Origin of the sequence: Anaerobacillus alkaliphilus, assembly GCF_004116265.1 — a bacterium.
Classification (GTDB): domain Bacteria; phylum Bacillota; class Bacilli; order Bacillales; family Anaerobacillaceae; genus Anaerobacillus; species Anaerobacillus alkaliphilus.
The window spans coordinates 20,128-32,861 of record NZ_QOUX01000023.1 but is presented as its reverse complement, the minus strand read 5'-3'; the positions used below and the strand labels follow the sequence as shown (position 1 = coordinate 32,861).

The 12,734-nt window shown below is 37.3% G+C and carries 7 protein-coding genes and 1 pseudogene; 5 read left to right on the top strand and 3 right to left on the bottom strand.

From position 1 onward, the window contains the following. The 3 genes and pseudogenes from nagZ (at position 1) to DS745_RS06030 (ending at position 6,461) form a co-directional block, all read left to right on the top strand. Positions 1 to 1,752, top strand: coding sequence for a beta-N-acetylhexosaminidase (nagZ, locus tag DS745_RS06040; protein WP_129077384.1), 1,752 nt, complete (start codon positions 1 to 3; stop codon positions 1,750 to 1,752). Between the two features lie 175 nt (positions 1,753 to 1,927). Then, a complete protein-coding gene (locus tag DS745_RS06035; protein WP_161568186.1) occupies positions 1,928 to 4,981 on the top strand; it encodes an efflux RND transporter permease subunit in 3,054 nt (1,017 codons plus the stop codon). Positions 4,982 to 5,117: 136 nt separating this feature from the next. Then, positions 5,118 to 6,461 (top strand): annotated as a pseudogene (locus tag DS745_RS06030) (GH1 family beta-glucosidase). Between the two features lie 35 nt (positions 6,462 to 6,496). Here DS745_RS06030 and DS745_RS06025 read toward each other — a convergent pair. Further along, complete coding sequence (locus DS745_RS06025) at positions 6,497 to 7,381, bottom strand: TetR/AcrR family transcriptional regulator (RefSeq protein ID WP_129077382.1); 885 nt, start codon at positions 7,379 to 7,381, stop codon at positions 6,497 to 6,499. A gap of 189 nt (positions 7,382 to 7,570) precedes the next feature. Between DS745_RS06025 and DS745_RS06020 the strand changes: the two genes are divergently transcribed. Then, positions 7,571 to 9,082, top strand: coding sequence for a DHA2 family efflux MFS transporter permease subunit (locus tag DS745_RS06020; RefSeq protein WP_129077381.1), 1,512 nt, complete (start codon positions 7,571 to 7,573; stop codon positions 9,080 to 9,082). Positions 9,083 to 10,064: 982 nt separating this feature from the next. On the opposite strand, the gene DS745_RS06015 is transcribed toward DS745_RS06020, so the two are convergent. Further along, positions 10,065 to 10,712 (bottom strand): transcriptional regulator, encoded by a 648-nt coding sequence (locus tag DS745_RS06015; protein WP_129077380.1) that lies wholly within the window; start codon positions 10,710 to 10,712, stop codon positions 10,065 to 10,067. Positions 10,713 to 10,948: 236 nt separating this feature from the next. Here DS745_RS06015 and DS745_RS06010 point away from each other — a divergent pair, with 236 nt between their 5' ends. Further along, complete coding sequence (locus DS745_RS06010) at positions 10,949 to 11,740, top strand: (2Fe-2S)-binding protein (protein WP_129077379.1); 792 nt, start codon at positions 10,949 to 10,951, stop codon at positions 11,738 to 11,740. Positions 11,741 to 12,238: 498 nt separating this feature from the next. On the opposite strand, the gene DS745_RS06005 is transcribed toward DS745_RS06010, so the two are convergent. Continuing rightward, on the bottom strand, positions 12,239 to 12,520 hold the full coding sequence (locus tag DS745_RS06005; protein WP_129077378.1) for a hypothetical protein: 282 nt from the start codon (positions 12,518 to 12,520) through the stop codon (positions 12,239 to 12,241). Between the last annotated feature and the right edge of the window lie 214 nt (positions 12,521 to 12,734).

The following is a 12,734-nucleotide window of genomic DNA, read 5'->3' as shown; positions in this document are numbered from 1 at the left end:
ATGATGAGGAAACGAAGTTGGTTATTCTTAATAGCACTAGCGTTTTACATGGTATCAGCCTGTGAAAAGATTGCCGTAGTAGAGGAAACGGTAGAAATAGAGGAATTAACTGTAGAAGACGATATAGCCCAAAAGGTTGAAGATATGTTATCTAACATGACACTTGAAGAAAAAGTGGGTCAGCTCTTAATGCCAGATTTTCGCAAGTGGAATGGGGAAAATGTGACAAAGCTGAACGAGGAGATCGCTACAATTATTCGTGATTACCACATTGGGGGAATCATCCTTTTTCGTGAAAACTTTGAAAGTAGACAACAAACGAAACAACTAATCTCGGGATTTCAAAAAGAGGCAGAAATCCCATTGTTACTAGCTGTAGATCAGGAAGGGGGATTAGTAACTAGATTACCCTTTTTTCCTAGAATGCCAGGGAATATGGCGATTGCCGCTACTGGAGAATATGAATTAGCAAAACAAGTAGGGTTTGCGATAGGTTCTGAACTTAATCGACTTGGTATTCATATTAATTTCGGCCCAGTACTCGATATTAATAACAATCCTGATAACCCAGTTATTGGTGTAAGATCTTTTGGTGATGACGTGAATACGGTATCAAAGATGGGTACTGCTTATATGGAGGGCTTAAACTTAGCTGGTGTGGCAGCGGTTGGAAAGCATTTCCCTGGTCACGGGGATGTCGATTTAGATTCACACTTTGTTCTTCCGAGTAGTAACAAAACAATAGAGCAGCTTAATGATTTAGAATTAAAACCATTTCAATCTTTAATAAACAAGGATATACAAGGGATCATGACGGCACATATTACTTTTGATCAAATTGACCAAACAACCTTTAGTTCTACTAAAGATGGGCTGCCAATAGGAGTTCCGGCAACAATGTCTCGGAAAATGATGACCGACATTCTTCGCCAAGAAATGCAATTTCGTGGAGTTTTGTTTACTGATGCGATGGATATGAAGGCTGTTTCTGATCACTTTCACCCCGTTGAAGCCTCTATTAAAGCAATTGAAGCTGGAGTAGATGTTGTTTTAATGCCAACGGATATTGAACAAGTACATAAAGGATTACTAGAAGCAGTTGAGGTTGGTCGTTTGACAGAAGAACGGATTAATGAGTCTGTCACTCGTATTTTAGAAATGAAACAATCGTTTATTATTTCACCGACTAATGATCAAGAAAAGCTACTGTCAGAAGTAGAGGCAATTAAGGTGGAGCAAGAAGTGGCTAAAAAATCGATTACACTAGTTCACAATAATGGGATCCTTCCAATCGTAGAAAATAGTGACGAACGTATCGCTTTAATCGCGTTTAATCAGACAACATTGAACAGATTAGAAAATTCCGTAAAACCTTATCATTGGCGATTAAAACCAGTTCTATTACAAAAATCCTCTAATCAACATGGAAGGCTAACTCACCAACAAGTTAAGGATCTTGAAGGTGTTTCTAAAGCAATTATCGTGACAACTTCTGCAACTTACGAAGATCGTAGTACGACGGGATGGCAAATTCAAACGATCAAGCAAGTGATTGATCAAGATATACCAATTATTTTAGTTGCTGCTCAAAATCCTTATGATATAGTAGCACTTGATCACGTATACGCATTTATTGCACAGTACGATATTGGAGTTCCAAGTTTTAATGTGACGGGAAAGGTATTATTTGGCAAGATGGAGGCTAAAGGACAACTCCCAGTTCAACTCCCAACTAAAGATGTGGAAAATTAGAAATTTCCGTTAATTAATCAAAGAGGTGTGCTGATAATTATTCATTACAGCGCACCTCTTTTATATATTTTTTAAAACCTGCTATTTGTTCATGTTGTGTTCATATTCAGCTGTTATTCTTTTATCCATTAGAAGGAATTCGATTTTAAAGAATAAGATTAAGAAGGAGAAAACGATGATTATACCAAAAATAGCAGTTAAAAGACCAGTCACAACCATTATGATGATGCTTGTTGTCATCCTATTAGGAATCGTATCACTTACAGGGTTAAGAGTAGAGTTAATGCCAAATATTAACCCGCCGGTACTGGCAATCATGACAACGTATCCAGGTGCAGGCCCAGAAGAAGTTGCCGAAACTGTAACAAAACCAATAGAAGAGATAGTGGGAACGAGTTCAGGGTTAGAGATGGTTCAATCACGGAGTGCCTCGAATTCATCGCTAATTATAGCTCAATATGCATGGGGGACAGATATCTCAGAAATTCGAGATGATTTAACGAGTTCACTTGGAATGGTGCAATTACCAGCGAACGCGATGAATCCTATGATGGTGAAATTTGATCCAACGATGATGCCAATTATTCAAGTTGCTATTTCGAATGGTGAAGATAGTGAGCACTTGCAAACGATGGTGGAAGAAGTGATTTTACCACAGTTACAAAGCATTAAAGGTGTAGCAAGTGTCAATGTCACTGGTGGATTTGAAGAAGAAATTCTAGTGACACTGACTGAAGAAGCATTATCTGAACATAATTTAACACAGCAACAAGTTGTGCAAATGATTCAAGCTAACAACTTGACAATGCCAGGTGGAGTAATAGAGGAAGCCGGTGAAAAATTAAATCTACGGGTTCTAGCAAAGGTAGAAACAGTAGAGCAGCTTTCTTTACTTCCGGTAAGTATTACTATGGGTGAAGAAGAAATGACAGTTGTAACGTTAGGCGACATTGCTAATGTTCGCTTAGCTCAGAAAGATGTTACATCAATCTCAAAAACAAACGGCTCAGAAAGTATCCTACTTTCGATTCAAAAAGAGGCTAGTGGTGACACAGTAGGAGTTTCAACTGAAGTACAAAAACGTTTAGATACTATTCAATCTAATTATCCTGAATTAACAGTTCTGGTAACGATGGATCAGGGTGAAGTTATTCAGCAATCTGTATCAAATGTGTTAAAAGCTCTTTTATTTGGTGCAATTTTTGCTATTGTCGTAATCCTGTTATTTTTACGATCTATTAAAGCAACAATTATTGTTGGAATTGCAATTCCATTCTCGATTATTTCTACTTTTGTTCTCATGTACTTTACGGGGATTTCCTTAAACATTATGTCCCTTGGTGGATTAGCGCTAGGGGTAGGGATGTTAGTAGATAATGCGATCGTTGTTTTAGAAAATATCTATAGTCACTTAGCAAAACATAAGTCACGTAAAGAAGCAGCTATTAAAGGAACGTCTGAGGTTGCTGGTGCCGTAACGGCATCTATGCTGACGACCCTAGCCGTTTTCTTACCAATTGTTTTTGTCGGTGGAATGGTAGGAGATTTATTTAAAGATCTTTCTTTCACGGTTGCCTTCTCGTTAATCGCATCGTGGGCAGTTGCATTAACAGTTGTCCCTGTATTTGCAAGTGTTTTGTTAAAGCCAGAGAAAGTAAAAGCAAAGAAAGAACTGCGTTTTTACAAAACGATTCTACGATGGGTACTAAGTCATCGTCTTGTTACGCTATTAATTACTGGAGCTGTACTTGTTGGTTCCCTTGCCTTAACCCCTCAGATTGGTACGGAACTAATGCCAGTCCAAGATGAAGGCGCATTTACGATAAATGTAGAATTAGAAGAAGGTGCGACGTTTGAAAAAACGCTAGCTGTTATCGAAGAAATTGAAAAAGAGTTGTTAACAATATCAGAAGTTGACGTCTTCTCTTCTTCAGTTGGAAATGCAGATGCAATGATGTCCGCCGTTACGGGAAGCGGGGAAAACGCTGGTAGTATTACAGTTAATTTAGTTTCTGGAGGAGAAAGAAGTAAAGAAACTAGTGAAATGATTATAGAAGTTGAAGAAAAGATTAGCGATCTCAAAGAATTAGCTCAAATTTCTATTAATGAAAGCAATTCGATGGCAGCGATGTCAGGTGCTCGCAATGAAATCGAAGTGATGATCTTAGGTAACAACCGTACAGTAGTAGAGGAATATACGACTGAGTTATCTGAAAGATTGATGGAAACGAATGGAATTACCTTTGTTACAGACAGTATTCAAGAAGGAAAACCAGAGTACCAATTCACAATTAATAAAAATGAAGCTTTTAAATATGGGTTAACTGCTGCTCAAATAGGCTCGTTTGTCAACGAAGCATTACAAGGAAAAGTAGCAGCTACGATCTTTGATACACAAGTTCGCGTTCATATGGCAGACGTATCAAATTCAAAAGAAGCGATTGAAAATTTAATCATGAAGACACCAGCTGGCCAAGAAGTTGCCCTAAAAGATATTGGTGAAATCACTAGAGGTACAGGACCGGTTACTGTAGTTCGAGAAAATCAACAAGACTCCGTCATCGTAACAGCGACATTTGAAGGTATTGATTTAGGTACTGCCTCAAGAGGAGTACAAACAACGATCAACGAGATGATTAGTGAGTTAAATATAGACACCGGACAATATACAATTAAGACTGCAGGTGGTGCAGAAATGATGAGTGATGCCTTCTCAAGAATGGCTTTAGCTGTTTTATTAGCGATCGCTCTTGTGTATATGGTTATGGCAAGTCAATTTGAGTCCTTAAGACAGCCTTTCATCATTATGTTTACATTACCATTGGCAGTTATCGGTGTAATTTTAGGACTTTTTGTCACAGGGAGTTCATTCGGGATTACGGCATTCCTTGGGATTATCATTTTAGTAGGTATCGTTTTAAACAATGCAATCGTGTTTATTGATTACACAAATCAATTACGCGATAGTGGGCTTTCCGTTAATGACTCGTTAGTTCAAGCAGGGTCCTCAAGATTGCGTCCAATTATCATGACAGCATTAACAACTATGTTAGGCCTCTTACCGCTAGCGATTGGATCAGGAGAAGGAACAGAAATCCAGGCGCCAATGGCAATTGCTGTAATTGGTGGATTAATGACTTCGACATTACTAACACTTGTTGTCATTCCGGTTATCTACAGTTTATTCGCAGGTAAGAAAAGAAAACGGGAAATACCTGTAGTCGAGTAAGGAAACAGGAGAAGGATGCATATCGATTTGATATGCTCCTTTTTTGAATCGTAATAGGATATGGCAGGAAGTTACATGCTATAGAGAGAATAAAGTTATATAACGCAAATGATTTTACAAAAAGGTGGTCTTTAATTTGGCAATAATACAATTTCCTAAGGATATGATTTGGGGTGTTGCTACCGCTTCATACCAAATCGAAGGAGCAGTGAATGAAGGGGGAAGAGGAGCTTCAATTTGGGATACTTTTTCAAAGACACCAGGTAAAGTAGTGAATGGTGACAATGGAGATATCGCTTGTGACAGCTATCATCGTTATGAAGAAGATATAAAAATTATGAAAGACCTTGGAATTACCTCTTATCGCTTTTCAGTTTCTTGGCCCAGAATTTTTCCGAATGGCACAGGTGAGGTAAGTAGAGAAGGTCTGGATTTTTACCATAGGTTTGTTGATAAATTAATTGAGAGTGGCATTGAGCCAATGTGTACTCTCTATCATTGGGATTTACCTCAAGCATTACAGGACAAGGGTGGCTGGGATAGTCGTCAGACGATAGATGCATTTGTGAATTATGCAGAGGTAATGTTTAAGGAATTTAAAGGGAAAATCAAGTTTTGGATTACATTGAATGAACCTTGGTGTGTTTCTTATTTATCTAATTACCTTGGTATCCATGCCCCAGGTTATAAGGATCTTCAATTAGCTGTGAACGTCGCACATAACCTTTTAGTTGCCCATGGGAAAACAGTTTTAAAGTTTCGAGAGCTTGGATTTGAAGGATAGATTGGTTATGCACCAAATGTAGAATGGAATGAACCGTACACGAATAAACAAGAGGATATTGATGCTTGTAAACGAGCAGGTGCGTGGTTTATTGAGTGGTTTTTTGATCCTGTTTTTAAGGGGAAATATCCGCAATTTATGGTTGATTGGTTTGAGCAAAAAGGTGCATTCTTACAAATTGAAGAGGGTGACATGGAGTTGATCCAGCAACCAATCGATTTTCTTGGAATTAATTACTACACAGGTAGTGTCGGGCGATATTCACCAAATGACGGGTTGTTTGACCATGAAAGAGTAGATACTGGCTATCAGAAAACGGATATAGGTTGGAATATCTATCCTGAAGGTTTTTACAAGGTTCTATGCTATATTACCGAGCAATATGGACAAGTTCCGATTTATATTACAGAAAATGGTTCTTGTTACAATGATGAACCTGTAGACGGTCGTGTTAGGGACCAAGGAAGGATTGACTACCTACAACAGCATCTAGTATCTCTAGATCGAGCTATCAATTCGGGAGTTAATATCAAAGGTTATTTGACTTGGTCGTTACTAGATAATTTCGAATGGGCTGAGGGCTATACGATGCGTTTTGGCATTGTTCATGTCAACTATCGAACACTAGAACGTACAAAGAAGGATAGTTATTGGTGGTATAAACAGGTAATTGGAAATAACTTTTTCACGGTATAAGGGAAAAAGCTTTGGGAGTAGTCTTCCAAAGCTTTTTACGTTTTTATCCCTATTTTACAAAGCTCTTCAAGTAATTTTATATCATCTACTTTAAAAGGATTTCCCGCCACTTTTATAGATTGAAGAGCACTGTCTATTAAAAATACTCGAGGATTACTTGAATTCAGAAGCTCATCTTTTAGAAAATCTAATAACTCGGTATACTTTGTTTGGTCTTTTTCATCTAGATCGAGGAGTGCTCTCTTTAGGGTAGTAATAGCATCTAACAGTCTATGTTTATATTCCTGAACATCACTATTAGGAAGCCATTTTTCCAAAACCTCAGGTGGGAGAAGCCTCTCATCAGCCTCTGAAACTTCGTTAACAATTTTCACTATTCGTTTCACACTATAACGGACGATTTGGTCAGTACTCGCGGTTGTTTCATATGCCATCTTAAAATATTTAAGATTTGAATGTAAAATTCCCATAAACATAATTGCGCAATCTAGCAGATAGTCTTGCTTATTTTCCCCGAAGATTTCGATAAAGCGACTATACACCCACTGAAGCAATTTAAATTGAGCCTCTTTAAGAAATTGTTTCAATTCCTCATCATGGGATACAAGTACTTCCTCAAAAAGCGGGATCAATTTATTAACTCGGTGTGTTTTTAATTGTAAGTTCATTTGTTGAATGAAAATCTCAATATTGGCTGGGTCTTGACCAATTAATAAGTCATTCCGTTGCTTCTTTAATTTCTCAAAAATGTTTTTAATGATTGCAATTAGTAATTCGTTCTTTGATGAAAAATAGTTATAAAAGGTTCCTTTTGAAATCTCTGTGTAATCTAATATATCTTGAATAGATGTTGCTTGAAAGCCTTTCTCCATGAACAATTGGTGGGCTTTTTTGATTACAAGCTGTTTTCTTTCATTCATCTCATCACCCTAACTCCTCAGTTAATCTATTTCATTAATGGTATAGTATTTTTTTACTTTACACAAACCCTAATCGAGCAATTTTTTAATTGCAAAAATTTGTGCTGTATTATATGATATGGATTATTATAATAATAGTATAAAAAAATAGACCGTTAGTACAATATAGTGTGGGAGGATTTAAGGTTTATGATGCAAACAATTGATACCAATCGGCCGCCATATGGAATTCTTGCTGTTTTAATGGTTGGAGCGTTTATTGCCTTTTTAAATAATACATTATTAAATATAGCTCTACCTGCGATAATGGCAGACTTTCATGTTGAAGCTCCAACAGTACAGTGGTTAACAACTGGGTATATGTTAATAAACGGTATTCTAATACCGGCAACTGCTTTTCTGATCCAAAAATATTCAGTACGAAGATTATTTATTGTTGCCATGGGCCTGTTTACTTTGGGAACAATTTTAGCAGGAGCGGCTCATATATTTCCACTACTCTTGATGGGAAGAATGACTCAAGCATCTGGTTCAGCCATTCTGATGCCATTGTTAATGAATGTAATGCTGGTTAGTTTCCCCGTAGAAAAAAGAGGAACAGCCATGGGCTTCTTTGGGTTAATTATGATGGGAGCACCAGCAATCGGTCCAACACTATCTGGGTGGATTGTCGAGCACTATGACTGGCGAATGCTTTTCCACTTTCTAACACCTATTGCCATTGCAGTATTTATCGGAGGGCTTTTATTATTAAAGGATAAAAAGGAAAAGTCAGATATTCGTCTAGATATCTACTCTCTATTACTCTCAAGCGTTGGTTTTGGTAGTTTATTATACGGATTTAGTTCAGCAGGAAATAAAGGCTGGGAAAGTCCACTAGTCTACGGAACAATTATAATTGGAGCGGTTTCCTTAGTTGTGTTTATTTTGAGGCAGAAGAAGCAAGAAAAACCGATGCTGAACTTTGGGGTATTTAAGTATCCAATGTATGCATTATCAATTACTATTTCAATGGTAATTGCGATGGCGTTGTTTTCTGGAATGATCCTTACACCGATCTATGTCCAAACACTTCGCGGTATTTCACCAATGGATGCTGGGTTATTGATGCTTCCGGGAGCTTTAATCATGGCGGTGATGTCACCAATTACCGGTAGATTATTTGATAAATTTGGTGGCAGGGTTTTAGCAATAATGGGGTTAGCGATTATTACTATTACTAGTTATTATTTTAGTCAGCTAACGTTTGAAACAACCTACATGCACTTAATAGTACTTTACTCAATCAGAATGTTTGGTATGTCGATGGTCATGATGCCAGTCTCCACGAATGGTTTGAATCAATTACCAAGAAGCTTTTATCCTCATGGTACAGCAATGAATAACACGATGCAGCAGATGTCTGGAGCAATCGGAACGGCTCTATTAATTACCGTGATGTCAAACCGGACCCAGACACATGCAACAGAACTAGCTAGTACACTCGCACCAAACGCAACAACACCTGAAGCGATGGCCGAATTCAACCAGCAAATTATGATGATGGCGATGCTAGAAGGAATTAATGATGCGTTTTTTGTAACAGTGTTCATTTCTGCCGTTGCCCTTGTGCTTGCTGTATTTATTAAGCGAGCAAAACAAGCGGAAGAACCGGTGGGAGACGGGAAAGTCACATTATCCCCAAAATTAGTGGAAAATTAAGAGCAAGGGATGTTGACTACTAGGTTGGCATCCCTTTTTGTGCGCGTTGTGAGTTTCGCGGACTGAGAGGACGCTATTTTCTCAAAAAAGGCCAATTTTCAAATTTCGCGGACACAGGGGACGCTATATACTTAAAATGAGCATAAAATCTCGTTTTTTTCGTGAAATAAGTGCTTCTCAGTCCGCGAAAACTAAAAATATAGCAAAATCGTAAAAATAAGAGCCTCTCAGTCCACTTAATAGATGCAAGGGGATGTTGACTACTAGGTTGGCATCCCTTTTTGTGCGTGTTGTGAGTTTCGCAGACTGAGAGGACGCTATTTTCTCAAAAAAGACCAATTTTCAAATTTTGCGGACACAGGGGACGTTATTTACTTAAAATGAGCATGAAATCTCGCTTTTTTCGTGGAATAAGAGCATCTCAGTCCGCGAAAACTAAAAATATAGCAAAATCGTAAAAATAAGAGCCTCTCAGTCCACTTCATAGATGCAAGGGATGTTGACTACTAGGTTGGTATCCCTTCTTGTGCGCGTTGTGAGTTTCGCGGACTGAGAGGACGCTATTTTCTCAAAAAAGGCCAATTTTCAAATTTCGCGGACACAGGGGATGTTATTTACTTAAAATGAGAATAAAATCTCGTTTTTTTCGTGAAATAAGAGCCTCTCAGTCCACGAAAACTAAAAATATAGCAAAATCGTAAAAATAAGAGCCTCTCAGTCCACTTAATAGATGCAAGGGATGTTGACTACTAGGTTGGCTTCCCTTCTTGTGCGCGTTGTGAGTTTCGCGGACTGAGAGGACGCTATTTTCTCAAAAAAAGGCCAATTTTCAAATTTCGCGGACACAGGGGACGTTATATACTTAAAATGGGCATAAAATCTCGCTTTTTTCGTGAAATAAGTGCTTCTCAGTCCGCGAAAACTAAAAATATAGCAAAATCGTAAAAATAAGAGCCTCTCATTCCACTTAATAGATGCTGAGCTAGACTTTTAGTTTAAAACTACGTGATCGGACATTTCCACTAGCTACGGTTAGGATTTGTAAATCAACGAGGTTATGGAGGATACGTCTAACTTGACGTTTACCGACTCCAAGGTGAGTAGTTAATTCATTTGGTGTAATCGGAAGTAGCGATCGACGTGCATAACGGACAACCTCAGCTTCAAGCCAGGTTAAGTTAGTTGGAGTTTCTGTGACGAGGAATTTGCCAATAAAGGCGAGTATGAGCTGTTGGCATTGTTTCGGCTCTTCTTTGATCGTTAAAAATGCAATCGGTAATATCGTCCAGCCTTCAAGTGCTAAAAGAGAATGCCTCCAGCACAAATCTTTAAAGCGGCTAACATTAAGGTCTCTGGCATGGGGGCCATACCCCTGAATTTCAATACATCCCATAACACCATTTGGCATAAAAGCGAGGTCTAAATAGCGGTAACGATTATTAAAGTCTCGAACTTCCCACTCAGGATATAAATGATCAAAGTTCCCAACTGTGGGGTACCAGATCTCTCTGAGAAATTCCACCGTTCCAAAGCCCAGACCTTTCTCAAGCAATTCCCGTCTACGCGGATTACTTTCCTCAAGAATGTTCTTCTCGATCCATGCCTCGTATTTTTGTTCAAACTTATCCATGCTGACTACCACTCCAATCTTTTAAAATAGACAAAAGCCACTTTAATACAACTTCCTTGGACATAGGCTTTTCTTCATGTCACCATCAGTATAAATCTGACTAACTTATTGTTCAATGACATTCTATTGAAAAATGACATTGAACAATTCATGAATTCATACTATAATAAAAATGATAATCATTATCATCGGAGTCGAATATTCGAAACCATAACTCAAAACAAGGGGTACATAGAATGGCTGTCATTGACTATCATTTTCTAGAAAAGAACTTTTATTACTTTCGTATAGAAGATCATCCCAATAAAATTTATTCAGTTACCCTTTCAAAATTTAACGAGAGAGCAGTACTAAAAGATTTTATTGATAATTACGGATCAAAGATTAAAGCGTTAAATACTCAAGTTCCTGCAACTTATTTTTGTACTGCCTATGGTTGGTTTCTTGCAGCAATCCAATACGGAATTTCCTATTACGATACCGTTTTTCAAGTAACCTTAGAGAATATTGAACTACAAATGTATTACATTCAAGAGTACGACTCTTATGGAATTTGCTTTCGAATAGTAGATCCGACTGAAAAGACAATAAACAATGACGATAGGAAGACATTTTTAGAACAGCTATATAAAAACAATGCTGTACCTTTAGTGGAGTTATTTGCAACAACAACTGGGGTGCGCTTGAAAGATCTCTATGGTCAACTTTCGATTGGGCTATATCATGGCTATGATCTCATGGTAGCTCAAGCACAGACTGATGAACTAAAAACAATCGTACATTCAGATTTCAATATGCTAACCAAAGAACTTGATCCTGCTAGCTTCAATTCAAGGAAAAATCCACTGAATATATCGTATCGAATGATTGAAAGTCCCAGAGATGAAGGCAAAATGTTACGCATGAAACCAACTTGCTGCCTCTATTACCAAACAGAAGGGGCACCATCAAAATGTTATGGTTGTCCACGATTGAGCGATAGAGATCGAGCAGTAAGAAGAAAAGAGATACAAGCTAGTCTAACCTAGTAATTATTACTTTACTTAATGTTAGAAATCCTATCACTTTGCTATGAAACGCATCAGATCTACCTAAAAAAAGGTGTCCGTTGAGTTGGGACGGGTTCGGTTTTCGAGTACAGAATAAATAAAAACAGTATAAAAGGGAAGCTAATTAAACACTAATTAGTTTCCCCTTAGTTGGTATCATATCAAGGTTTAATCGTGGTCGGTTTAATTACTAAAATATCACACTAATTAGCATAAGTGTTAAAACTGGTGTTATTTAGCCTACTAAAAATACTCACCGGAACATCTCCCTGACGATTATGATTACGAAGAAGATAAAAGTTACGATTCAAATGTAGTAATTAGTGTTAAAATAACAATAAACGCTTGGAATATCTTAAATATATATAGGTTAAATAGTTACCGATAGATAAAGCCTGTATCGTTGATTGCCAAGTAATCATTGATACAGGCTTTTTTAATTCTTCTTCGACGCACTCGTTACTTCAATAAACAAAACTACTTTAATGCTGTTTCTTGATGTTTACTCTCTCCAATTTTCCACATCCACCAACCAAAAAATATACCACCTACTTGGAAAAATAGTATGTTCGTTAGTAAATCTTTTATCCATTCTCCGTTGAAATACATAGTGAATTCTAAACCATATTCAAATAGTTTGGTAAGGAAGAAAACAAGAATTGCTACGGGAAGTCCCCAACCAAAAATACCTTGTTTAATAATAAAATGTAATTGTCCTTTACTTCTAATTTCTTCCCAAGTTTTTTTCTTTTTTAGCAAATCAAAACCCCCTTTTTTAACCTAATCTTGTTACACTTTTTTGCTTCGTTACTTTAAGTAATCTTTTCACAAAGTTATATAGCTTCTACTAATATATTAACATGAATATCCAGAAAACCTGTAATTTTTAGAAAATTAGAGAAAAGCAGAGGAAACACCAATTCCCCTGCTAATTTCAATGTTATATTGTTTTCAATATACTTGTTATTTTTCT

What these genes read in the sequence shown, in the direction of transcription:
- nagZ (WP_129077384.1), top strand. Translation starts at nt 1, where the DNA reads ATGATGAGGAAACGAAGTTGGTTATTCTTAATAGCACTAGCGTTTTAC.
- DS745_RS06035 (WP_161568186.1), top strand. Translation starts at nt 1,928, where the DNA reads ATGATTATACCAAAAATAGCAGTTAAAAGACCAGTCACAACCATTATG.
- DS745_RS06025 (WP_129077382.1), bottom strand. Translation starts at nt 7,381, where the DNA reads ATGAATGAAAGAAAACAGCTTGTAATCAAAAAAGCCCACCAATTGTTC.
- DS745_RS06020 (WP_129077381.1), top strand. Translation starts at nt 7,571, where the DNA reads ATGATGCAAACAATTGATACCAATCGGCCGCCATATGGAATTCTTGCT.
- DS745_RS06015 (WP_129077380.1), bottom strand. Translation starts at nt 10,712, where the DNA reads ATGGATAAGTTTGAACAAAAATACGAGGCATGGATCGAGAAGAACATT.
- DS745_RS06010 (WP_129077379.1), top strand. Translation starts at nt 10,949, where the DNA reads ATGGCTGTCATTGACTATCATTTTCTAGAAAAGAACTTTTATTACTTT.